General features: G+C 65.8%; 21 protein-coding genes. 4 read left to right on the top strand and 17 right to left on the bottom strand.

Annotated elements, in window-relative coordinates:
- Positions 1-191: 191 nt before the first annotated feature.
- The 12 genes from VF168_14035 to VF168_13980 form a co-directional block, all read right to left on the bottom strand.
- Positions 192-809 carry a phosphoribosylanthranilate isomerase gene (locus VF168_14035; protein ID HEX7005299.1) on the bottom strand — a complete coding sequence of 206 codons (618 nt, stop codon included), beginning with the start codon at positions 807-809 and terminating at the stop codon, positions 192-194.
- Positions 810-860: 51 nt separating this feature from the next.
- Positions 861-1,562 (bottom strand): hypothetical protein, encoded by a 702-nt coding sequence (locus VF168_14030; GenBank protein ID HEX7005298.1) that lies wholly within the window; start codon positions 1,560-1,562, stop codon positions 861-863.
- Entirely contained in the window at positions 1,522-1,860 is a 339-nt protein-coding gene (locus tag VF168_14025) for a YraN family protein (GenBank protein HEX7005297.1), read from the bottom strand. Before VF168_14025 ends, VF168_14030 begins: the two co-directional genes overlap by 41 nt.
- A 4-nt stretch (positions 1,861-1,864) precedes the next feature.
- Positions 1,865-2,221 (bottom strand): ribosome silencing factor, encoded by a 357-nt coding sequence (gene rsfS, locus VF168_14020; protein ID HEX7005296.1) that lies wholly within the window; start codon positions 2,219-2,221, stop codon positions 1,865-1,867.
- 2 nt (positions 2,222-2,223) lie between these two features.
- A complete protein-coding gene (locus VF168_14015; protein HEX7005295.1) occupies positions 2,224-3,546 on the bottom strand; it encodes an LCP family protein in 1,323 nt (440 codons plus the stop codon).
- The gene (gene yqeK, locus VF168_14010; GenBank protein HEX7005294.1) at positions 3,524-4,033 is read right to left on the bottom strand and encodes a bis(5'-nucleosyl)-tetraphosphatase (symmetrical) YqeK; all 510 of its coding nucleotides are present in this window, start codon (positions 4,031-4,033) and stop codon (positions 3,524-3,526) included. Before yqeK ends, VF168_14015 begins: the two co-directional genes overlap by 23 nt.
- Positions 4,034-4,435: 402 nt before the next feature.
- The gene (gene obgE / locus VF168_14005; protein ID HEX7005293.1) at positions 4,436-5,782 is read right to left on the bottom strand and encodes a GTPase ObgE; all 1,347 of its coding nucleotides are present in this window, start codon (positions 5,780-5,782) and stop codon (positions 4,436-4,438) included.
- 123 nt (positions 5,783-5,905) lie between these two features.
- Positions 5,906-6,184, bottom strand: coding sequence for a 50S ribosomal protein L27 (gene rpmA / locus VF168_14000; protein HEX7005292.1), 279 nt, complete (start codon positions 6,182-6,184; stop codon positions 5,906-5,908).
- Positions 6,185-6,208: 24 nt separating this feature from the next.
- Positions 6,209-6,514 (bottom strand): 50S ribosomal protein L21, encoded by a 306-nt coding sequence (gene rplU / locus VF168_13995; protein ID HEX7005291.1) that lies wholly within the window; start codon positions 6,512-6,514, stop codon positions 6,209-6,211.
- A 322-nt stretch (positions 6,515-6,836) separates the two neighbouring features.
- Entirely contained in the window at positions 6,837-7,796 is a 960-nt protein-coding gene (locus tag VF168_13990) for a Rieske 2Fe-2S domain-containing protein (protein ID HEX7005290.1), read from the bottom strand.
- Positions 7,797-7,930: 134 nt separating this feature from the next.
- Positions 7,931-8,338, bottom strand: coding sequence for a hypothetical protein (locus VF168_13985; protein HEX7005289.1), 408 nt, complete (start codon positions 8,336-8,338; stop codon positions 7,931-7,933).
- Positions 8,339-8,569: 231 nt separating this feature from the next.
- Positions 8,570-10,573 (bottom strand): ATP-binding protein, encoded by a 2,004-nt coding sequence (locus VF168_13980; protein HEX7005288.1) that lies wholly within the window; start codon positions 10,571-10,573, stop codon positions 8,570-8,572.
- A 204-nt stretch (positions 10,574-10,777) separates the two neighbouring features.
- Here VF168_13980 and VF168_13975 point away from each other — a divergent pair, with 204 nt between their 5' ends.
- Entirely contained in the window at positions 10,778-11,413 is a 636-nt protein-coding gene (locus VF168_13975) for an alpha/beta hydrolase (protein HEX7005287.1), read from the top strand.
- Between the two features lie 87 nt (positions 11,414-11,500).
- Here VF168_13975 and VF168_13970 read toward each other — a convergent pair whose 3' ends face one another.
- From VF168_13970 to ligD, 4 genes are all read right to left on the bottom strand, one after another.
- On the bottom strand, positions 11,501-12,010 hold the full coding sequence (locus VF168_13970) for a ferritin-like domain-containing protein (GenBank protein ID HEX7005286.1): 510 nt from the start codon (positions 12,008-12,010) through the stop codon (positions 11,501-11,503).
- Positions 12,011-12,110: 100 nt separating this feature from the next.
- Positions 12,111-13,238 carry a Ku protein gene (locus tag VF168_13965; protein HEX7005285.1) on the bottom strand — a complete coding sequence of 376 codons (1,128 nt, stop codon included), beginning with the start codon at positions 13,236-13,238 and terminating at the stop codon, positions 12,111-12,113.
- 66 nt (positions 13,239-13,304) lie between these two features.
- A complete protein-coding gene (locus VF168_13960; GenBank protein HEX7005284.1) occupies positions 13,305-14,081 on the bottom strand; it encodes a Ku protein in 777 nt (258 codons plus the stop codon).
- Positions 14,081-16,723: a DNA ligase D gene (gene ligD, locus VF168_13955; GenBank protein ID HEX7005283.1), complete on the bottom strand. Its 2,643-nt coding sequence runs from the start codon at positions 16,721-16,723 to the stop codon at positions 14,081-14,083. Before ligD ends, VF168_13960 begins: the two co-directional genes overlap by 1 nt.
- A gap of 338 nt (positions 16,724-17,061) precedes the next feature.
- Between ligD and VF168_13950 the strand changes: the two genes are divergently transcribed.
- The 3 genes from VF168_13950 to VF168_13940 all read left to right on the top strand — a co-directional run bounded on the left by VF168_13950 (position 17,062) and on the right by VF168_13940 (position 20,662).
- The gene (locus VF168_13950) at positions 17,062-17,802 is read left to right on the top strand and encodes a hypothetical protein (GenBank protein HEX7005282.1); all 741 of its coding nucleotides are present in this window, start codon (positions 17,062-17,064) and stop codon (positions 17,800-17,802) included.
- A 208-nt stretch (positions 17,803-18,010) separates the two neighbouring features.
- On the top strand, positions 18,011-19,495 hold the full coding sequence (locus VF168_13945) for a S8 family serine peptidase (protein HEX7005281.1): 1,485 nt from the start codon (positions 18,011-18,013) through the stop codon (positions 19,493-19,495).
- A 198-nt stretch (positions 19,496-19,693) separates the two neighbouring features.
- A complete protein-coding gene (locus VF168_13940; protein ID HEX7005280.1) occupies positions 19,694-20,662 on the top strand; it encodes a cation diffusion facilitator family transporter in 969 nt (322 codons plus the stop codon).
- A 21-nt stretch (positions 20,663-20,683) separates the two neighbouring features.
- Here the strand turns inward: VF168_13940 and VF168_13935 are convergent, their stop codons facing one another.
- Positions 20,684-22,654 (bottom strand): ABC transporter substrate-binding protein, encoded by a 1,971-nt coding sequence (locus VF168_13935; GenBank protein HEX7005279.1) that lies wholly within the window; start codon positions 22,652-22,654, stop codon positions 20,684-20,686.

Genomic DNA, 22,654 nt, shown 5'->3' with positions numbered 1-22,654 from the left:
TCTCTGAGCAGCGAAAGGCCGATTTTTCCCGTCCTGGACGGCGCTCACGTTTTCCGACTTGTGCTGGACGCTTCTTTCGCGCTTTTCCACAGGCTGCCGACCCCTTGTGGATAACTGTGGAAAAAGCGAGTATTCTTCTCGGGAACGGTTCTTACGCGAAGTCGCACCCGTTCCACCCAGCCGAGTCCGGATCACCGGGTGGTCCCTCTAGAGGCTTCGCGGGCTCGAGTGACGAAAGCACTCATCAACGAGTGGTCCTTCACCCCTGCGCTCTCCTCCACCCCGGAGGAGACGTCGACGCCGTAGGGCTGGAACCTGCGCACGCCATCGGCCACGTTCTCCGGTGTCAGGCCGCCCGCCAGTATCAGCCGCGGTACCCCGCACAGCTCGCCCGAAGCGGACCAGTCGAACTGTTTTCCGCTTCCTGGGCTGAGCCCGTCGACCAGCAGCGCGTCGCCCGGCTCGCCTTCCAGGAGAGTCCTGGTTTGCCCTCTGTAGGAGACCGCGTTGATGACCGGCAGGTCTTGCCGGACACGTTCGACGTACTCCGGAGGCTCGCTGCCGTGTAGCTGCACGGCACCGAGTCGCAGCTCAGCAGCGACCTCGAGTACCTGTTCCAGGGGCGCGTCACGGAAGACCCCGACCCTCGTGAGGAGCGGCCCTACCGCCGCCGAGATCTCTCGAGCAAGGGCCATGCCGATGACTCGCGGCGACTCGGCCACGAACATCAGGCCGATCGCATCCGCCCCAGCGGCTTCGGCGGCCACCGCATCGGCCGGCCGGGTGATCCCGCAGATCTTCACGCGCACGCCCTCATTATAGGTAGGCGTGTTCTCGGCGCGTGACTCCCGCCAGCACGCTCAGAGGCTGAAACGTTCGACGATCCAGTCGTGAACCTTACCGCCCGTGAGTTCGCCCAGGGGGCGTTTCCGCAGCAACCTGGTGAACTCCCTGCCGATACGGTTCGTGGCGACGTCGGCAGCGCTGTCGCCCGACCTCCCGTTCGAACCGCTAGCCAGGTCTCCTCCGCGCAGGAGAGCGGCGAGCGCGACGAGCGTTTCGGGCACCGAGTAGGAGGCTGCTGCGTTGAGGGCGAAGTGGCGGAAGCGGCCTTCGCCCGCCTGGAACCTGGGCGCGAAGCCGCTCAGGTCACCCTCCTCCTCGGTTATGGCGTCCTCACCCAGCAGCGGCGCGGAGGACATGGCGATGGTCTTCTCCACTACGTACTCCGGGCCAACGAACAGATCCACCAGATCGTCGAGAACGGCCCTCACTGCCTCGTCACGGCTCACGAACGACATCGCGGCCCGGGTGTCCACCACCAGTTGCACGGTGCTGGCGAAGCGCTCGAGGCCGTTCCCATCCGACTGACGCCAATGCGCAAGATAAGACCGCCTTACCTCCTCGGTGCTCCTCGGACCACTCAGCGCCACCGTGCTCTCGCCCTTCCCTGCCGCCGCCGGCGCGCAGCCCGCCAGCAACACCAGCAGGAGCAACCAGCGCAGCATCGCCCGCGACCGCTCAGCCGATGCCCACGAGATGTTCGACCCGGTTGTCGTCACGATCCCCCAGCACGAGGACGGCGTCCATGCGCACAGGCAGATCGTCGCGGCCGAACGTCCTCGCCAGGTAGATCCGCGCCGCTCGCCTCAACCGCGCCAGCTTCCGCGGGTCGAGCGACTCGGCTGGTGAGCCGAAGTCCGAGTTCCTGCGCTGCCTCACCTCTATGAACACGATCTCCTCGCCGTGGCGCATGATCAGGTCGATCTCGCCACCTCGTACCGGATAGTTCTCGGCCAGCAGCTCGTAGCCTCGGGCGCTCAGGTACTCCCTGGCCAACTCCTCGGCCCAGTGGCGCAACGGTTCAGTGGGGGACGACCTCGAGGCGGTTGGCGTCGGCCCAGAGGCCCTCGAGGTCGTAGAAGGAGCGAGCGTCCGGACTCATGATGTGAGCTACGACGTGCCCGTAGTCGAGCAGGATCCAGCGGTTGGAGGGCCCCTCGACCCCGCGGGGCAGTATGCCCTCGTCCTTCAACCTGCTGCGCACGTTGTCCTCGAGCGCCTTCAGCTGAAGGGTCGACTCGCCAGTGGCGACGATGAAGTAGTCGAGGCTCTCTGAAACCTCCCGGAGGTCCATGACGGTGATGTCTTTCGCGCGTCTGTCATCGAGTGCGTCGACTATGAGCTGGACCTCGTCCGGAACTTTCTTGCTCTCGTTCAAATCTACTCCCTGGGCGCTCCTGCGTAAGTGGCCGCGCCTGTTCGGTCGGGTACCAGTGCGGCATCCTGACCAAGTACGAACTCCAGGTCTGCCTGGAGCCTGTCCACCACCGGCAAGCGGTCCATCTGCTGCTTGCCGATGCGAAGCAGGTTGGTGTAGAAGTCCGCCTCCTGCCAATGGGAGCGGGTCACCTGGATCCGGGAGGGACCGGGGTCGAACGAGGCGGTGCGGGTGATGATGTGCTCTTCCGGTATGCCGAGGGCCACCAGCCTATCGCGGTACCACTCCCCCAGTCCTTCGATACCGCTGCGGTTGGTGATCAGCAGAGTAGCCTCGGGCGCTTGGGCGAACGTTCGAGCCTGCCCGCCGAAGGTGTCGGCGAGGAACCGTTCGATCTCCTTCGGGTCGTACTCGAGGACCCACTTGCCGTCCTCCAGTTGCGCCTCGCTGGTGGGCAGGGTGGCGGTCTTGGCGATCTCGAGGTTGGCGATACGGGGCAGGATGCTTCGCACGAGCGCGGGACTGGCGTTGGTCTCGACGTCGCTCATGAAGGTATCGACGAGCGCAGGGACGGTTCCCACAGCGCGGATGTTCAGCTCCTTGACACGGTTGAGCAGTGCGTAAGCGAGCCGCTTCACGTTGTCGATGCGGGCGATGTCGGCGCGTGTCGTGTTCCGATAGCGGACGAACTCGGCTGCGGCCTCGCCGTCGAGGTGCGCCGGCCCCTCGTCGAAGTCGATGACCAGCCCGGCTGCGTTGTCGACGTAGTACATGTCGTAGGGGATGTTCAGGTCGACTCCGCCGACAGCATCGACCATGTCCTTGAAGATGTCGATGTTGATGATCGCGTAATAGTCGATAGGGAGGCCGATGACCTCCTCGACCGACCTCTCCAGGCCTTCGGCGCCCTGGTAGTGGTACATGGCGTTGATCTTCGCCTGCCATTGGGCCAGCCAGATGTCGCGGGGTATGGCGATAAGCGTGATGTCGTTTCCGGAGAGGGTGACGTAGAGGATGGTGTCGGTGCGTTCGCCCAGGTGGAAGGTGCCTATCCGCTCGCGTCCCACGCAGACCCCGTCGACGAACTCGCAGGGGCTCGCCGGAACGCTCCAGTCGTAGTCGCGTCCGGCCACCAGGAAGCTGACGTGGAACTCCTCCCCGGTGGGGTTCACCAGGGCCTCCTGGGCTGCCGTCAGCTCCACCTTGTCGACGTCGCGGGTGAGCCAGAAGCCGGCGAGACCGACTATCGCGATGATCAGGCCCAGCAGTTGCAGCCAGCGTGCGTTGTTGGGGGTGACGAGGTCAGGCGTTATGAATCGCTTCATACACCTTCAGGGTCTCGGGGTGTACCGCCTTGCCGTGCGCCTGGAGGTACCGGACCTTGGAGTCCACGGCCATGCGGTAGGCCGCTTCCAGGTTGCAGATGGCGAGCTCTCGGATGTCGTCGTTGACGCCTCGTCCCGGTTCGGATACGTCGGCGACGTAGACCGCCATCCCCACGCGGTCGTCGAGACCCACCCCGAACACGTGTCCGGTGATGGCGCCGAGCACCCTTTCGTCGGTCACTCCCCACTTCTCGGCCAGCCGCCGGCCCGCCCGGCCGTGGACCGAGAGCGGGTGGGCCCGTTCCAGTTCATCCCGTGGTGGCGCAAGGGCGAACAGTTCCTCCGCCGGCAGATCCCTGGCAGCGTCATGGAGTACTCCAGCGAGGAGGGTTGCCTGACGCTCGTACGCAGTGAACGAATTGCCCACCGCGATCGCCTCTGCCAGGTGAGCCACTCGGAGGATGTGCTGAAACCGGCTCGGCGTCACCAGCCGCGCTACCCGATGGCGGTAGCGTGAGACACCCGGGCGTTCATGTGAATTGCCTGCCGAACATATTGCTTCCTGCAAAGTTACTCTCCAAGCGCCCGATCGAAAGACTCGGCCCATCGCACGCTAGGGAAACGATCCCGAGCGCGCCCCCACTGCCCGTCTTTAAAGCGGCCGACTTTCCTGCCGCCGATAACACTCACCAACACCCCCGTGGCACCTGGCCGACGCATCGGCATCCGCTGGCATTGAACCACGGCGAGCCGCCGCGACCAGCCGTCGAAATCACCGATTAGGTGACAGGCGTTGCCGGCCACTGGTTACAAGTTAGCACGCCGGAGTGCTTCCCATTCCCGAAGTTAGGCATTTGTGAAGGGATGAACTGCTGGGTCGGGTCGTCGTTCAGGCCGATCGATCGTCGCCCGCCATCTCGTCGATCCGCTCGGAGTTTCCCGCGTCGACGTCTTCGTCGTCGCCGTCACGGTGAGGCGACCGGGACTCGTCGAAGTATTCGAACACCGCGCCGCCGATCCGGACCTCCTCGCCGTCGCGCGCACCCGCTCTCGCGAGCAGCTTGTTGACGCCGAGGGCGTTGAAGTGGTGCTGGAGGTAGGCGACCGCCTGACTGTTCGCCGGGTCGAAACGGGAGACTATCTCCTCGAGCGCCGGCCCAGTCACGATCCAACCGCTACCCGACATGTCGCGACGGACTTGGAGCGGCTCTGCTCGCACAGTTTTCGGGCCTCGCTCCTTGGGCTCCAGCCGAGGGCGTTCGGGCAGCAGGGCGAAAAGGGTGTCGCGAAGGGCGCCCAGTCCATCGCCGCGCTCGGCCGATACCGCGAGCACCGGCAGCCCGAAGCCGGTGAGCTCCCGCTCCTTCTGAGCGACCTCCTCCGGTTCCGCCAGGTCCACCTTGTTCAGGACGATCAGGGCGGGCAGGTCCAGCAGCGAGGGGTCGTATTCACGGAGCTCGTGCCGCAGCGACTCGAACTGCTCCGGCGGCTCCTCCGCAATGTCGAGGACGAAGACCAGCAGCCGAGTGCGGGAGATGTGCCTGAGGAACTCGAGTCCAAGGCCCTTCCCCTTGTGGGCGTCCTCGATTATCCCCGGGATGTCGGCCATCGTCAGCCGCTCGGTGCCGCGCTCCACCACGCCAAGGTTGGGAGAGAGGGTGGTGAACGGATAGGACGCGATCGCAGGACGGGCGTTGGAGAGGGCTGCCAGCAGGCTCGACTTGCCGGCGTTCGGGTATCCTACGAGGCCTGCATCTGCTATCGTGCGCAGCTCCAGTCGCAGCCTCCGCTTCTCGCCGGGAGTGCCGTACTCGTGGAACCGGGGCGCTTGCCGGCGCGAGGTGGCGAACGAGGCGTTGCCGCGCCCTCCTTCACCGCCCTGAGCCACCAGCGCCCGCTGTCCTTCCTCGACGAGATCGGCCACCAGCTCACCGCTGTCGAGGTCGGTCACGGTCGTTCCGACCGGCACCTGCAAGACCAGGTCATCCCCGCTCAGGCCCGCCTTGTTACGCCCCTCCCCCTGCATCCCCGTCCCTGCCCTGAAGGTGCCGTGGCCCTGGAGCCGGTCGAGCGAGGAGACGTCGTCGACAGCCTCGAGATAGACGCTACCGCCGTCGCCCCCGTGGCCACCGTCGGGACCGCCTTTGGGCATGTACTTGAGCCGCAGGAAGGAGAGGCCGCCGTCTCCACCCTTGCCGCCCTGCACGGTTATGTCGAGCGTGTCTCTGAATGCCACTCGGCTTCGTCCACCTCTCCAACGACGACCCCGCTGCCGGTCAAGACGAACGCGGCTCCGGGGAGCCGCGTCGAACGTTCGGAAGTTCCGCCGGGGGCACGCAGGGGCTCCCCGCGATCCCCGCTAGTCGGCTGCTATCGCCTCGCCGACCTCGGTTTCGATGCTCACGAAACGCCCCTTGGCGCCGCGGTTGCGGAATCGCACCACGCCGTCCTTGAGCGCGAAGAGCGTGAAATCCTTGCCCAGTCCGACGTTCCTGCCGGGGTGGAACCGGGTGCCGCGCTGGCGAACGAGGATGTTCCCCGCGGCGACGTTCTCGCCGTCGAAACGCTTCACTCCCAAGCGCTTCGACTCGCTGTCACGTCCGTTCTTGGAGCTACCTACGCCCTTCTTGTGTGCCATGGCTCTCTCCTCGCCCTACCGGCGCTAGCCTTCGAGACCGGTGATGCGGACTTCGGTGTAAGGCTGGCGGTGACCGGTCTTGCGCCGGTAGTTCGCCTTCGCCTTGAACTTGTAGACGTGCAGTTTGGGCCCCCGGCCGTGGCTGATGATCTCGGCCTTCACCTTGGCCCCGTCGACGAGCGGAGTACCTACCTTGACCTCGTCGCCGCCGCTGAGCAGGACCGGCAGCTCTACGACATCGCCCGGCTCGCCCTGCAGGCCCTCCAGCCTGAGGACATCGCCTTCGCTTACGCGGTACTGTTTTCCGCCCGACTTGACAATCGCGAACATTCTCTACTCCTCCAAGAGCCGTGCCAGCTCGTTCAGCTTCGCACGGGCACGCCTTCGAAGGGTTCCCGTGAGCTCGCCCGCCTGCATCGCCAGGGCCGTTGTGACCAGGGTGCACCGGCAGGCTCGCTGCCGCCAGAAAGAAGATTATAGCCGAGCAACCCGGTCTTCGCAAGGAGATGTAAGCGTTCAGGACTTGTAGGACAGAAGAGTGGTGTAGGCGTTCAGGACGTTCGGCGCGTAGCTGAATCAGAAGTAGGGGATCTTACGATACCGGCCAGGGCGAGGAACACCGGACGAGGTCCCGAGGTTTCACCGAGGGCCCTCAGCTTTCGCGCCGTTGCTTTTCGGCCAGGCGCACCTCGACGCGGCCCTCGCGCAGCCGTGCGTCGAAAGCGGGTTGGCAAGCCGTCGCCGGACCGTGGCGGATCGAGCCGTCGCGCAGGTCGAACACCGACTGATGCCAGGGACACTCCACATAACAGCCCCTGACGGCGCCCTCCTCGAGCGGCCCGCCGGCGTGACTGCACACGGCGCCGATAGCGTAGACCTCATCCGCGTCCCGGTAGAGCATGATCGCCTTCCCCTCGTACTCCACCCGTTTGGCGCGACCGACCGGCAGCTCCTGAGCGCCCAGTACGTCCGTCCACTCGCGCGGGCCGCTGAACCGCTCGCTGTGGTCGACCCCGACCCTCTCCCGGTAAACGAGATGACCGCCCAACCAGGCGGAGTAGGTGTTGGCCGCCAGGCCGGCCGCAGCGAGCATGAGTCCTCGGCCGCGGCGGCCGCGCCGGCGGTCGAGTAGCGACAGTCCGTAGAACACGAGTGAAGCCGCGTTCAGCAGGGCGTGGCTGGTACCGGTACTGGCCGAGCCCTTGGGGAGGGTCGAGTAGTCGGTGATGCCGGCCAGTGCAGTCGGCAGAGCCGAAGCGGTTCCGATCGCGGTAAGTTGATCGGCCGTTCTCTGGGTCGCGCGGTCGCCCGTGATCGCCCCGATGCCGTCGAAGATAGCCCCGAAGGTCCAGGCCCCGATGGTGAGGTCGGTGAGTACGGGGTGGAGCGGATGGCCCAACCAGGTGCCGTGCAGCAGGTCGGCGGCGTTCCTGGTCGCCTCGCCCCCGGCCAGCACCTGCTCGTGGAGGGAGCGCCCCACCCCGAGACCGGTTCGCCCGGTTCGTTCCAGGAGCCGCTCGGAGCGCGAGCGAAGCCTCTGCCCCATACCCTCTCCCCGTTCCGTGGGAACTCGTACCGCCACACCCGCCCGGTCCGTTCTGAGCCGTGCCATGTCGCCTCCCTGGCGTCAAGGCTAAGGTTCTCCCGAGGTCGTGACCGTAGGCGAACGTCCTGAGCGAGTCGGGAGGAGGCGAGGCGCTTGAGGGCCGGCCCACGCTCGGACCGGCGTCGTGCGGCCGAGCCTCTTCAGGCCACTGCGGCTGTGGCGGCTACTCCGAGGTTGCCCAGCACGGATGCGAGCAACCCGAAACGGAGCGGTTTGTCGAGGCAGGCCACCGGCTTGGCGTAGTTCACCTCGCGCCCCACGCGCTCCCGCTCCTCCTGGCCGGCGGTGAGGAGCACCACCGGGAGGTCCCGCGTCCGCTCGTGCGAACGGAGCTCGGCGAGCAGTTCCACGCCCGAGAGGCGTACGAACTTGAGGCCCAGGAGCAGAGCCGACGGCAGCTCCTCCGCCTCCAGGAGATGTTCGAGAGCGGTTGCGCTGTCGGTTATCACCTGTACTCGCGTGTGCGCTCCATATCGTCTCAACTCGCGAAGCGTCAGGTAGACGTCATCGGGGTTCTCTTCGATGAGCAAAAGGTATGGGTCCCCCATTCGACTCCTTCCCAGGCCCGCGTGCCGAGTCGTACACGACCGCCCAGGCTGTGAATTCCGTCGTCTGCCTCCGACTGGCTACCGTAATCCAGATTACTTTGGTCGTCCTAGAACCTTATGAGAGTCTGTGACGATGACAGCTGGCCCTAGGGGGCTCCGGACCGCGGATCCGGAGCGGCGGTCACGGACAGCCTTGGCTCCCCGGAACGGCGCGCTCCCAGCGGAGCTGGGTCAGATCGCGACCGAGAAGTAGAAAGTGGCGCCCCGGTCCACTTCGGACACTGCCCAGCAGCGTCCGCCGTGCCTCATGAGTACGCGCTGCGCCACCGCCAGACCTATCCCCGTGCCTTCGAACTGCTGCGCATGCAGGCGTTGGAAGGGGGCGAACAGTTTGTCGTAGTAGGCCATATCGAATCCGACTCCGTTGTCGCGAACGAAGAACACCGTTTCGCCATCGATCCGCTCGCTGCCGATCTCTATGCGGGCCCGCTCCCTCACCCGCGAGAACTTCCAGGCGTTCGCCAACAACGACGAGAGGGCTAGCTCCAGCAGCTCGCGGTCGCCGCGCACCCTCATGTCGGGCTCGATCATCACTTCGACATCGCGATGGGGGTCGCCCTGGTGGAGGTCGTCGCTCAGGTCGCGGGCCATCTGGCTCAGGTCCACTTCCTCGATCTCGAGGTCCGCGCGCGAGAGGCTGGAGAGGGTGAGGAGGGCGTCGATGAGCTGGCCCATCTTCGAGGCGGCGCGGCGGATCCGCCGGAGGCTGTCTACGCCGGCCTCGTCGAGGTCGTCGCTGTAGTCTTCGAGCAGAGTCTGACTGAAGCCGTCTATGCCGCGTAGCGGAGTGCGAAGGTCGTGCGAGACGCTGTAGGCGAACGACTCGAGCTCGCTCAAGGCGTTGCGCAACTCCCGGGTACGCTGCTCCACTCGCACCTCGAGCTCCCGGTTCAGCCGCCTCGTCTGCTGGTACAACCGCGAGTTGTCGACGGCGATGGCGGCCCTCGCCGCCAACTCCTCGAAGAACACCACGTCGTCCTTCGTATAGAGTCGATCTTCATCATGGGACACCAGGGTGAGCGACCCGATCGCCGTGCCGCGGACGACGAACGGCACTATGACGGACGACTTGTACCCGATTTCGGGCAGCACCGCCAGGTGCTCCTCGTTGCGAGCGGCAGCCGTCAGGTCGTTGTCCGTCACCTGACGCAGGTACTGGGTCTTCCCCGTCGTGACCGCCGTCGAAGGGCTCAGTGGGCCCTCGCGCGGCCTGTAGCGGCGTCCCATCTCCATAGCCCATGCGCCTCTCTGCTCGTCCTGATGCGCGACGGTGAAGAGCCGCAGCGTTCCCTCCTCGTCCACCAGGTCGACCGCACACCAGTCGGCCCAGCGAGGAACGACGAGGTCGGTGAGGCGGCGGAGCGTCTCGCCGACGTCGAGTGTCGTGGCGAGGAGGTGACTGGCCTCGGCGAGGAAGGAGAGTCTGGCGCTGGACGACTCCGCGCGCCTGCGGGCGTCTCGTTCCAGTTCGTAGAGCAGCTCCCGCTCACGTTCGGCCCTCTCCCGCTCGAACTCTGCCTGCCTTCGCTCCTCGATCTCGGTCTCGAGCTGCTCCACGAGGCCGCCCAGTTCCGCCTCCCGGGTCAGGCTCGCCTCGTGGGCGCTCCTGAGCTCTACGCCGAACCGCGCCAGCACCAGGGTCAGGAAAGCAGTGATGAGCGCGAAGGAGATCACCGTGGTGCCTGGCATCGGGATGTCGATATCGCTGGCGATCCAGGGCACGCCGGCCCGCTCCAGCAGGTGAACGATCACCACTATGGCGATGCTCGCGGCGGCGCTCGCGATGAGCGCGCGGCGTCCCGCGATCAGCGCCGCCAGGGCGATCGGTATCGAGTAGGCGAACAGGAAGGCCGAGAAGCCGACGACCCCGGTAAGCGCAGTCTCCCAGGCGAGGCCGGCGAGGACGCCCACGATGACCAGACCGACCGCCTGCCCCAGTCTCCCGGAGCGCAAGCGGGCGAGACCGGCGGCGGCCACCAGCGCGAACACCACCAGCACGACGATCCCCTCGACGCTCAGGGAGCCGGGGCCGAGGAACAGCAGGCTCAGGAAGAGCAGCAACAGCGGGACCGCAAGCAGCGCGAGCAGCAACGACCGGACGGCGCTCACCAGCGACCGGTGGACGCCTTCGCGGGGCGGCCGGACTACCGGGCGGTCCTCGAGCCGTTCCTGCATAGCCACTCCTGTCGTGTCGGCAACGAGGAGGGGCGAGGAGCAGGAATGGAACTCGCGGCCGAGTCAACCTCCGGGCGAACCGGTATGGTCGTTGATATTGACTTGCTCAAACTCTACTACCTGGAGCGAGTCAGGATATCTACCGCGGCGCACGGAGCAGACCTTGGTGTGGAAGCGCGGCCTGCGCGGTGGAGAGGGGTAGGGGTGGAAGGACTGCATTTTCCTGGCATCGCAGCTGCTGCCGGCACGCCGCTGGAGCAGGCTCAGGTGGCGATGGTGATGGTGCATGGCCGCGGTGATTCGGCGACGGGGATACTACAGCTGGCTTCGGCGTTCGAGTCGAAGGGGGTCGCCTACATCGCACCTGAGGCCCGGCACCATACCTGGTACCCGAACTCTTTCCTGGCCCCAATCGAAAGCAACCAGCCGTGGCTGGACTCGGCGCTCGAAGCGATCTGGGCCGTCGTGGAGGAAGCAGCAACCGCCGTGGGTACCGAGAAGGTAGTCCTGCTCGGCTTCTCGCAGGGAGCTTGCCTCGCCTCCGAGTTCGCCGCGAGGAACTCCCGGCGCTACGGTGGGGTCGTCGCTCTGAGCGGCGGCCTCATAGGTCCCGACGGGACGGCGCGCGACTACCGCGGATCGCTCGAAGGGACGCCGGCGTTCTTCGGGTGCAGCGACAGCGATCCCCACATCCCGGTTGCTCGCGTCCATGAATCGGCACAGGTGCTGGAGAACCTGGGCGCGCGGGTGGAGAAACGCATCTATCAGGGCATGGGCCACACCGTCAACCAGGACGAGGTCGACTGGATCCTTGAGTTGTCGAGAGGGCTGTTGGGTTAGCGACAGGCCCGCCCAGCGGGGGTCTTAAGGGCAGCGGATCGGGGGCCGCGGAACTCACAAGGGCAGCCGGGCACACGGAAGGGACGGCTAAGCCAGCCCCTCGATCTCGTACTCCCGGAGGAATCCCTCGAACAGGCGCCGGTGCCCCTGTTCGTCGCGCAGTATGCCGATCACCATATCGTTGGTCACCGGATCGACGCCCTCCGTCTCCTCCACTATCCGGGTGTAGAGCTCGATAGCGGCTGTCTCGGCATCGATGACTCCGCGAATAACGTGCACGACGTCCGTCTGGCTGGATGGCGGTTGCAATGACGCCTGGCTCGGCTTGAACTCCATCGATCCGGGCACCACTCCGTACAGCTCCTTGATCCGCTTGCCGAACTGCTGAGCGTGCCCGAGTTCCTCCTGGATGTCCTCTTCGAGCGCCTCGATGATCTCCTGGGCCCGTACGCCGTCGGGGTTGATGGAGTTGGAGACGTAGTTCATGACCGTCTCGAGTTCAGCGAAGTAGGCCTGTTCGAGCAGCCCCACTATCTGTTCGCGCTTCTTGCCTGAATCGCGTGAGAGGATCCCCTCGCCGGATGTGTGTATGGTCATTGGATACTCACTCCTTCCGATCCGAACCTTCGGTCCGAAAGTAGCGAAGCGCCTTTCCCGCCACAATAGTCCGGAACGGATTTCACGGGCGGCAAGATGCTCAGCGGGGTTCGCTTATCGCCTCTATGAGCTGCTCCTTGCTCATGTTGCTGCGGCCGGCGATATCGAGCTCCTTCGCCTGTTCGTAGAGTTCCGCCTTCGACTTCTCGCCCAGGCCGGCGTAGCGCTCACGTCGGCGCCGTGAGTCGGTGCCGCCCACCGCAGGGCGCCGTGAGTCGACGCGACCTTCGCCAGGTTGGTCCGAGTCGGCTCGACCCGCACGGCTCGAGCCGCGACCCTTCCCGGCGGAGCGCTCTCTGCCTGCCCGCTTCCGGCCGGCTGCAGCCGCTTCGCGGGCGTCGGGCGTAACCTCCTGCAGGCTCTCCTTGAGGATCTGCATGAGATCGACGACCTCCTCGCCCTCCTCTTCGGGAGCGAGCTCCTCGGGAGCCGACACGACGTCCTCGCCCGTCTTCAGCTTCCTGTCCACCAGCTCCAGTAGCCGGCGGCTCTCCCAATCGACGAGCTGCGACCTGTCCAGCCGATCGGTCGCAAGCTTGGCCATCTGTTTCGTCAGGCTCTTCACCCGCTTGGCGTCGGTCTCCTCGATCGTGGGCAGACCGATATCGTCGGGAGTGCGCAGTTCGTCGGCGAAGCGCAGCGTCTCGGCGCGCAAGATGCCTCGCTCGGCGATTATCGCCACCAGATACTCCTTGCCACGCATGACGAAGGTGGCGATGCCGGCTCGTCCCGCGTCCTCCATCGCCCTAGCTAGCAGCCGGTACGCCTTGGAAGCCCCCTTCGCCGGCGCCAGGAAGTAGGCCCGCTCGAAGTAGACGGGGTCGATGTCGGCGAGGGGCACGAAACGCCTCAGGTCGATCTCCTGCGACTTCTCCGGAGCGAGCGCTTCCAACTCCTCATCGGTCACGACGACGAACTCGTCCTTCTCGATCTCGTAACCGCGCACGATCTCGTCGGAGGTGAGCGGCTTCTCCTCTGCCGGACAGAAGTACTTGCGACTCAAGGGAGTCCCGTCCTGGTCCACCATCCGCAGAGAAACGGACTTCCCTCGGTTGGCGACGAAGAGCCCTACCGGGAGGCTCACCAGGCCGAAAGCGATGGTTCCCGACCAGAACGGCCGGAGGTTGCCGAAGCCGCTTTCGGACTTCCGCTCCTTCACCTTAGGCACGGCGACTCACCTCCGAAGGGGCCGTCCAACGCCATCGGGGCCGTCCGCCGCCATCGGGGCTCGACCTCATGCACGGATGCGCTCCTTCTCGAGGCTCGCCCGCAGTGCGCCGGAGAGATCCTCGTAACGCGCCTCCTTGCGCCGCTTCCGCGTCTTCACCTTGCCGCCCTTGGCCTTCGTCTCCACCATCTCCATCACCCGCTGGCGGTACTCGTCGTGGTACTGCTCCGGTTCGAAGTCGGCTGCCAGCATGCCGATGAGCTGCCCCGCCATCGCCAGCTCCTTCTCGTCCAGATCGGGTCCGGCAGGCGCCTCGAGCGACTCGATCGGGACCACCTGGGCGTCGTAGCGGAGCGTGACCAACATCGGATAGCCGTCGTGCAAACGCAGGGCGCCCACATACTGCTTGTTGCGCATGGTCCAGCGGACGAGGCCCTCGAGCCCGCTCGTCTCCATCGCCTGGATGAGTGCGAAGTAGGCCTCCTCGGAGCCGTCCGGGCCAAGGTAGTAGGGGCGCAGGTACCAGCGGTGATCTATCTCCTCGGGCGGCAGGAAGCCCAGGACCTCGATGTCGCGCGAGGCCTCCGGTTCCAACTCGTCGAGCTCCTCGGGTTCGAAGATGACCATATCGCCCTCATCGGTGATGAACGCCCGCCTCGCCCGCTCGAACGGCACCACCTCCTCGGTCTGCGAGTTGATCAGCTCCTGCTTGACCGGCACCTCGTCCTTCTCGTGAAGCAGCCGGAAGTGCACGTTCGTATCCTCGATGGCCGAGTAGAGCTTGACCGGTATCTTCTCCTCGCCAAGCCCGATGACGCCTTTCCACATCGCTCGAGCGGCCATCAGCCACTCGCCTCAACCCGTTCGAGCAGCTTGGGTGTCACCGCCCGTCGCGCCTCGGCGAAGCCCTCCCAAGGGTCGTCCTTGAGGGCAGAGAGGCGGCGGCGCAAGTTGTCGATGTGGTAGCGGTCCGGCCTCAGTGCGGCGTTCACCTCGTCCCAGCGGACGGGAACCGCCACGGTAGCGCCCTCCTTCGCCCTGGTGGAGTAGGAGGCGATCGCTGTGGCGCCCCGCCCGTTGCGAAGGTAGTCGAGGAAGATCTTGCCCCGCCGCTTCGCCTTCGACATGTTGGTGGTGAGGCGGGAAGGGTCGTCGGCGGCGTGTTGGACGGCTACACCCTGAGCGAACGCCTTCACCTCATCCCAGCCCGCCTTGCGGCGGAGCGGCACCATCAGGTGCAGACCCTTGCCCCCGGTGGTGCGAGGGAACGGCTCCATCCCCAGGCCCTGGAGCCGCTCGCGCAACTCCTTGGCCACCCGGAGCATCTCTGCCCACGGCACGTCGGGTGCCGGGTCGAGGTCGAAGACCAGTAGATCGGGCTTCTCGACGTCGTCGACCTTCGAGCCCCACACGTGCAGCTCGAGCACGCCCATCTGCACCATCGCGATGAGATCCTCCACCTTGCGTATGTAGAGGTAGGGCTCCGGCCCGTCCGACTCCTCGATGATCACCCGGGGCACATCCTTGGCCATCGACTCGGAAGGGTGCTTCTGGAAGAAGCACTCGTCCTCGCGCCCCTGCGGGCAGCGCACCAGCGAAAGGGGGCGACTCTCGACATGGGGCAAGATCCAGTCGGCGATGTCCTCGTAGTAGCGGGCGAGCGCCAGCTTGGTGACGCCCTGATCCGGGTAGAGGACCCGGTCGGGGCTCGTCAGCCTCACTCCCGCGACCTCCTCCTCGTCCGGCGCCATCCGCTTGCGGCGCTCGCCCGTTCGCTTCTCGGGTTGCCGTCCCGGCCGGGTCCCTCCGGCCTTCTCGGCCTTCGCTCCCCTGCCGACCGCCGGCATCTCGCCACGGTTCATCCTTATCTCCTCCGGATCGCGGTCCTCGCGCAGCCCCCGGAAGCTCGGGTGCCGCAGCGAGCCGTCGCGGGTCCACTCCGTGAACTCGACCTCTGCCACGAGAGTGGGAGTCACCCAGTGGACTCCCCGCTTCGGCGGAGGATCCTCGAAAGGCGACTTCTCCTCTTCGATCTCCTCGAGGCGTTCGTGCAGCGTTTCGAGCTGCCTGTCGCTGAATCCGGTCCCGACCTTGCCGGCGTACACGAGCTTGCCGTCCCCGTCGTAGGCGCCAAGCAGGAGAGCGCCGAAGCCGTTCCGGGAGCCGCCCGGGTCGGTGTAACCGCCGATCAGCAGTTCGACATGGCGGGTGCACTTGACCTTGAGCCACTGCCTGGTTCGTCCCGACGCGTAGCGCCCGTCCATGCGCTTGCAGATGATCCCCTCTAGTCCCAGGCCGCAAGCCTGCGCGAAGAAGGCGGGCCCTTTCCCCTCCAGATGATCGGTATAGCGGATGAGACCGTGGCCCACGAACCCGGAGGCGTCGAGCAGGGAGCGCAACGCCTCCTTGCGATCCACCTGAGTGGTCGCGGAGAGGTCGTAACCGTTCAGGTGGAGCAGGTCGAAGACGTGGTAGACGAGGTGCGAGGTCTTCCCCTCGCTCAGCGACTCCTGCAGTCGCCTGAAGCTGGTGCTGCCGTCGGCCGCGAAGGCCACCATCTCCCCGTCTAGGAGGGCTTGCTCCACGGGCAGTTCGGCGAGCAGTGAGGCGGCCTCCGGGAACCTGTCGGTCCAGTCCTTGCCGTTGCGGCTCAGCAGCTTCACCACGCCGCCTTCGAAACGGGCGAGGATGCGGTAGCCGTCGAACTTGATCTCGTGGATCCACTCGTCCCCGCCGGGAGCCTCCTCCACCAGGGTGGCAAGCTGCGGTTGGATGTCATCGGCGAGCTTCTTCTTCCTGGCACCGGGTATCGCCTTCGCCTCGGGAACCCTCGCTCGTTGCGCCTCCGCGAGGCCCTCGCTCGTCCACACCGCATCGCGGTCGCTGGCTATCTGCTTCATGGTGCGGCCGGTCGCGACGCTCAGGTCCTCGCCGTCAACCGCGGCCAACGGGCTCTGTGCGCCCGTTCGGGATCCGCGCTTGCTCCCCTTCGCCTTGCCGTCGGGAGTCCAGTCGTCGCTGCGTTTGATGAGGAGCCAATTCTCACCCTCCTCGTCGTCGGCGTCGCGCATCCGAACCAACGTCCAGACCCCGCGCAGCTTGCGGCCTTCCAGCTCGAAGTCGATGTGGTGTTCGGTGTTCTTGCCCCTCGGCTTCCATCGGCCACGATCCCACAGCATCACCGTCCCGCCGCCGTACTCGTCCTCCGGAATCACCCCTTCGAACTCGCCGTACTCCAGCGGATGATCCTCGACCTGCACCGCCAGGCGCTTCTCGCCCGGTTCCAAGCTTGGCCCCTTGGGTACGGCCCAGCTCTTGAGCACGCCGTCCTTCTCGAGTCGCAGGTCGAAATGAAGCCGTTGGGCGGCATGCTTCTGGATCACGAAGAGGCCGCCCTCCCCAGCTTCCGACTCCCGCGTTTCGCCGGCCGGCTCGGGCGTCTTGCGGAAGTCCCGCTTCTTGCGATATGCCTCGAGCGCTGCCATGCACCCCCACTCTGCCCGGAGCTATCACCGGACAGTAGCGCCTATGGCCAATTCTGGGCCAAGTTCGATCGGTGGGGCCCCCTGTCGTCACGCAGCGGCGTGGGGAAGCAACCGCTACTTCTTCCGGCAACCCCTGGTGTTGCGGACGAGAACCAGGTCAGCCGCCAGGAGCCAGCAGGCAAGAAGCAGTCAGAAGAGGTTCCACTGGTTGGCTGCTGCCCGCGTGGCGGCATGTCATATTCCTGTTAGCGCCTCACGGTTATGTTCGTTCTTAGCCGTGCTGCGATAGTGCGGTCCAGGTAGGTCTGAAGACGGGTGGCAGCGGAAGGAATGCCGAAGTGCACAGATGCCGCCGCCTCCTCTTCCTCGTGCCGCTCCTGTTGGCCGGCAGTGCCCACGCCGACTTCACCATCGATTTCCACCTGGGCAACAGTGTAAAGCCGCCCACCAGGTTGGAGATCAGCCAGGCCGGCTATGAGGACGTGGAGATAAGCAACGTCCGTTACGAGACTCGCCCCTGGCTTCCGAACACCAACCTCGCTAACTTCACCCAGAACTACTACGACCTGCGGGTGGGTTACTACCCCTTCGGAGCGGATGCGCGAACCATCGATCTGGGGTTCGAGCTCGAACTGCTTCACGACAAGGCGTACTACGAGAGCGGTGATGATCCCGACGACGTGGTCCAGCACTTCGAGCTTAGCGACGGCGTGAACTACCTGCTGATCAATGCGGTGGGCCGCTACCCCATCGGGATCACCGACCAGTTCCCGCACGGCCGCGCCCAGGTACTGGTGCGGGCCGGGATGGGGGTAGTCGTAACGGCGCCGGCCAGCACCATCCGGGGGCAGTCACTCGGGCACGACCTTCACGGCACCTACCGGGGCTACGATTTAGCTGGTCCAGGTTTCCAGGTCGCTGCCCAGGCGCGGCAGTTCATCCTGCCGTGGCTGGCCATCAGCACCGAGGGCAAGTACACCTACAGCAGCCCGAAACAGTACATCGCCGGCGGGACGGCGAGGACTTATCTGCCCACCCTTCATCTGAACGTCGGGCTGAGCTTCGTACCGGGCTGGTAGAGAAACAGCGCGCTCCATCAACCCGTACAGCAGCCGGCTCGGGTTACCGGCAAACCGCTGCATTGGGATGCAAGTCACGGTATGATGGTGCTACCCAAAAATCCGACCCCGGGGGGTCGGGTTCGAGTAGCGGCCTGCCTCAGTGCTGGCTCGTTGCCGACCTGTGCCTCGTCGCGGCGGACAGGGTCATCGGAGGGAGCGGTAAGGCATGAAGAGAGTGGGATATTGGGCGGCGGTAGGGCTGCTCGCACTGTTCGTGACGGCATGCGGGATCCAGCAGGATCCGCAGTTCGAGCTGCTCAAGCAGCCGAACCAGGGAAACATCCGGGTCAACGTACTGCTCAACACCGACGCCACCCCGGCGGTGCAGGCTGAACTGAGCACCCACGGTTCGATCCTCGATGTCATCGAGCAGATCGACACGGTGAGCATGATGGCGCCGGCCGACGAGGTCGACGACATCGAGAGACTTCCTTTCGTCGAGAGCGCGAGCCCCGACGTCGAGTACAAGGGGATCCCGATCGACACCGTGGCGGTCGACGGGTTCGATGCCGGGCTGAGCACCTGGAACCTCGATTCGGTGAACGTGACCGCTCAACCGGGCTTCGACACCAGAAGCGTCGAACTCGACGGCAGCGGCGTGTACGTCGCGGTTCTGGACACGGGTCTGATGGACACGTGGCGGCAGTACTTCCCCGAAGAGCGGATCGCCGAGGAGTACGCCATCGCGTTCGGCGGTGGCGGCGCCGACCAGGGATTCACCTCGGATCAACCCAACAAGTGGGAGCACGACGTCAACGGCCACGGGAGCCACGTGACCAGCACCATCATCGGCTACAGCTTCGGAGGGACGCCGATCAACGGAGTCGCTCCCGGGGCAACCGTCATCCCCGTCAAAGTCCTCAACCAGAACGGTTCCGGGTGGTCCTCCGTGGTAGCCGCCGGGATCACCTATGTGGCAGACCTCAAGGCCAACGAGCTCAGCGATCACCCGGTAGTGATCAACATGAGCCTGGGCGGCCCCGGTCCGGACCCGATCTCGGCCGCCGCGGTCGACTACGCGGTGGACAAGGGCGTGATCATCGTGGCATCGGCGGGCAACGAGGGCGAGTTGGGCATGGGCTATCCCGGCGCCTACGCTCCGGTCATCTCTGTCGCTGCCAGTGGCTGGGCCGACGAGTGGACGACCGGGAGCTGGTGGAACAGCCTCGACGTGGCGGAGCCCACTTCCCCTGAAGACTTCTACATCACCGACTTCTCCAGCCGAGAGCTCGCCGGACAGGAACTCGATGTAGCGGCTCCGGGCTCCTGGGTAGTTGGCCCCTACCAGCTGAACTCCGGCCAGATCTCCTACTACTTCCTGGGCGGAACCTCGATGGCCAGCCCGCACGTTGCCGGCGTCGCCGCGCTGCTGATGCAGCAGGACCCGACCCGGGTGCAGGCCGAGGTCGAAGCGACGCTCAAGGGAACGGCGATCCCCTTCGACTACGACGGTGACGACGAGCTCTGCCGCGACATCATAGATCCCAACACCGGTCCCACAAACGTCTGCTGGGGCCCCGATGCTTCCGGCGCGGGCCTGGTAACCGCCGACGCCGCGCTCGCGGGCATAAGCGGCGACACAGCTGCCGGTGAAGGCGGGTCCCAAGGACCGGGTAACAGCAAGGGTGGCGTTAAGGGCAAGAAGAACTAGTCACCCTCACCAGCCGAATTGGAAGCGGGTTCCGGGTTCTGCCGGGACCCGCTTCTCTCGTGCCGCTGACACTCGTGCAGGGCCGTGGTTCTTCCTTCGGCCTGAGTTCGTCAGTTGCTCCTGGACGGCGACACCGGTAGCTGCCGCCCCATTCCGCCGCGCCACATGTCCTATCCTTGTCCGTCGGGAGGAGTACGAGTGGCAGGAGGTCATGGCAGCACGGGAGCGGTATACGCGGCCTTGGCGGCGAACTTCGGTATCGCCGTCGTGAAGTTCGTGGCCGCGGTCTTCACCGGCAGTTCGGCGATGTTCTCCGAGGGCATCCACTCGTTGGTCGACACCGGCAACCAGGGCCTCATCCTCCTTGGCATCAAACGCGGACGCAAGCCCGCCGACCGCGAGCATCCGTTCGGCCACGGCAAGGAACTCTACTTCTGGAGCCTGATCGTAGCGATGTTGCTCTTCAGCCTGGGGGGCGGCCTGGCGATCTATGAAGGGATCCACCACATCACCGCTCCACCGGCCGAGGACACAGGCGGTCCGTTGTGGAACTACGTGGTGCTCGGTATCGCCCTGGTCTTCGAATCGTTCGCATGGGTGATGGCCTATCGGACGCTGACGGCGGAATCGAACGGGGAGAGCTTCCTGGGGGCCGTACGTTCCAGCAAGGATCCGGCCGTCTACACCGTCCTTGCAGAGGACACGGCCGCTGGCTTGGGTCTGGTGATCGCTTTCCTTGGCGTCTACCTCTCTCACGCCCTCGACATGCCGGTACTCGACGGCGTCGCCTCGCTGCTGATAGGCATCATGCTCGCCGGCGTAGCGGTATTCCTCGTCGTCGAGAGTCGCGGCCTGCTCATCGGCGAACGAGCCGACCCCGCCACCGTGGAGGGGGTGAAACGGATCGCCAGCAGGGAACCGAACGTCGACACTGTTCACGAAGTGCTGACCATGCACCTGGGGCCGAACGACATCCTCGTGAACTTCGACATCTCGTTCGCCGAAGGCACGTCGTCGGTCGAGGCCGCCCGAACCATCGGCCGGATCGAGGCGGAGATACGGCAGGCCTATCCGAAAGTCGACCGGATCTTCATCGAGGCCACCGAGGCCGGTGCGCGGAGCACGAAGTTCACCTCCAGGAAGGCCGCCTCCGGACACCCCGCCTGAGCGGGCCGGATCGTGAACGGTTCAACGGCAACCGGTCCCGTAGGGAAGGCTGGTTGCAGAGAAGCGCTGCACCGCCGAGACAGCATCCTGGCGTGAGTCGCTAGAGGAATCGACACGTACCTCGACGAGATCGTGGCGGAACTGGTGGTCGCTGGGGCCGAAGCCGGCGCCACCCTCGCCGTACGAGTCGATCTCTACCTCTTCCAGTGAGGACGCCAGCTCAGGCCCCGTCCGCGCTCCGCTCGCTGCCGCTTCTCTGACCAACGAGAGCGCCAGATAGGCGACCCATGCTGGAGAGTCCATCGGCTCCCCCCACCTCGCGAAGAACTCCTGGCTGAGGTCCCCGGCCGGTCCCTCGGTGAGCGAGGCCTCCCAGAGAGCCACCCGTGGCGCTTCGACAGCCGGTCCCAGGCTTCCGAGCGAGTAGTAGAAGTGGCGCGTCTGGGTGACCGGATAGGGGTAGCCGGTGAAGGCGATCCCTTCCCCCACCGAGCCCATGAAACCGGCCAGGTCCAACTGCGCGCGCCAGTCGAGCAGTGCAACGACTGCCTCTGCCTCCGCTTCCTTCGCTGAGAGCGCCACCTCGATGAGCTGCGCTTCGCCGGGAACGGGGACAGCGGCGACGATAGCCAGGCCTTCGTCGCTGGCCGCCAGGTCGAATTCCTCCAGCAGCGCGGCTCCGGTTGAACTCTCCGGGTAGGCCACGACGAGGTCGTCGAGGCCCGCGTGAGCCAGCGACCGAGCTAGAGCGGCAAGGTAGACGCCGGCGTTCGCCTCCAGGTGGAAGGTGAAGGGGGTGCACTCCTCACGGAGGGATGGACTGGACGAGCCGATGTTGAGGAACGGCACCTGGCGGGATGCTCCGACCTCGGTCAACGCCTCCGCCTGGCCCGGGCCGTAGCCACCCACCAGAGCGATCGCCCCGTTGGCGCTCATCCGCTCGGCCGCCCGGCCAGCGCTGGCGGCGTTGGGAGCGTTGCTCACGAGGAGCTCGAGTCCGGGGAACGACTCCTCCGGCGCGCCCAACTCCTCCTCTGCCATCAAGGCGCCCATCTGAGCCGCGATGGCCGCCGCCTCGGGCGAGTCTGCTTCGAGCGGGATCGTGCCGGTAGGCAGCGGCAGAACTAGGCCCACCCCGAGTTGGGCTCTCCTGTCGGTCGCCGGCGGAGCCTGAGGCGGCAGAGGCTCGAGCGGCACGTCGTACTGCGAGAGGACCTCCTGGATCTCGTCCCAGCTCCCAGCGATCGCCCGGTCGAGCAGGTCGCGCAGCGCCAGGTCGCCCTGCCGCACCCCCATCGCCATCGGTACGACGAGATTGAGGAAGGGCATGTCGACTTTCGGTTCGGCCGAGACGACCTCGAGCGGCACCTCGTGGCGCTCCCCGAAGTAACTGCCTACGGGGCCCCACACCACCGCGATGTCCACTTCGCCCGCAGCAACGGCCTCGACGGGCGCCGCCAGCGGAGCATCTCCTTGCGCGCCCCACGGGAAGGAGACGACGTTGGCAATGAGATCCCGGTTGGCGAGAGCTGCGACCTCGGGTCGCAACCCCGCGCCGGCGAGTACGCCTATCGTCAGCTCTCGCAGGACCGGGTCGTCGAACGAGCCGACGTCGAACGGGGCATCGGAGCGGTAGACGAAGACCGGAGCGCTCCGGTAGTAGGTGACAGTAGTGAGGTAGCCCTCGGTACCGTCGCCCACTCCGACGACCATGTCGCAATCGCCCCGCCTGAGGTAGAGCAGCCTGTCGGAAGCCGGAGAAGCCGGGAGCCACTCGTAGCTGAGTGTGGCGCCCAGCTGACGAGCCACGATCTCCGCTATCCGGTTCTCGAACCCCTCCTCCGCTCGATTGGAGAACGGCATGTTGTTCGGTTCGGCGCATACCCGAAGCTCCCATGCTCGAGCGGCCCCGCAGAACGCCAACAGCAGCAGGAGAAGGAGGAGGGCGCCGACCGCACGCCGACGCCCCTCCGATCTGGTCCTCGATGTCAC

The organism is Trueperaceae bacterium (assembly GCA_036381595.1).
Taxonomy (GTDB): domain Bacteria; phylum Deinococcota; class Deinococci; order Deinococcales; family Trueperaceae; genus DASVCN01.
The sequence above is the reverse complement of the archived record's forward strand: the minus strand, read 5'-3'. Positions and strand labels throughout refer to the sequence as shown.

What these genes read in the sequence shown, in the direction of transcription:
- VF168_14015 (HEX7005295.1), bottom strand. Translation starts at nt 3,546, where the DNA reads ATGAAGCGATTCATAACGCCTGACCTCGTCACCCCCAACAACGCACGC.
- rpmA (HEX7005292.1), bottom strand. Translation starts at nt 6,184, where the DNA reads ATGGCACACAAGAAGGGCGTAGGTAGCTCCAAGAACGGACGTGACAGC.
- rplU (HEX7005291.1), bottom strand. Translation starts at nt 6,514, where the DNA reads ATGTTCGCGATTGTCAAGTCGGGCGGAAAACAGTACCGCGTAAGCGAA.
- VF168_13990 (HEX7005290.1), bottom strand. Translation starts at nt 7,796, where the DNA reads ATGGCACGGCTCAGAACGGACCGGGCGGGTGTGGCGGTACGAGTTCCC.
- VF168_13985 (HEX7005289.1), bottom strand. Translation starts at nt 8,338, where the DNA reads ATGGGGGACCCATACCTTTTGCTCATCGAAGAGAACCCCGATGACGTC.
- VF168_13980 (HEX7005288.1), bottom strand. Translation starts at nt 10,573, where the DNA reads ATGCAGGAACGGCTCGAGGACCGCCCGGTAGTCCGGCCGCCCCGCGAA.
- VF168_13970 (HEX7005286.1), bottom strand. Translation starts at nt 12,010, where the DNA reads ATGACCATACACACATCCGGCGAGGGGATCCTCTCACGCGATTCAGGC.
- VF168_13960 (HEX7005284.1), bottom strand. Translation starts at nt 14,081, where the DNA reads ATGGCCGCTCGAGCGATGTGGAAAGGCGTCATCGGGCTTGGCGAGGAG.
- ligD (HEX7005283.1), bottom strand. Translation starts at nt 16,723, where the DNA reads ATGGCAGCGCTCGAGGCATATCGCAAGAAGCGGGACTTCCGCAAGACG.
- VF168_13945 (HEX7005281.1), top strand. Translation starts at nt 18,011, where the DNA reads ATGAAGAGAGTGGGATATTGGGCGGCGGTAGGGCTGCTCGCACTGTTC.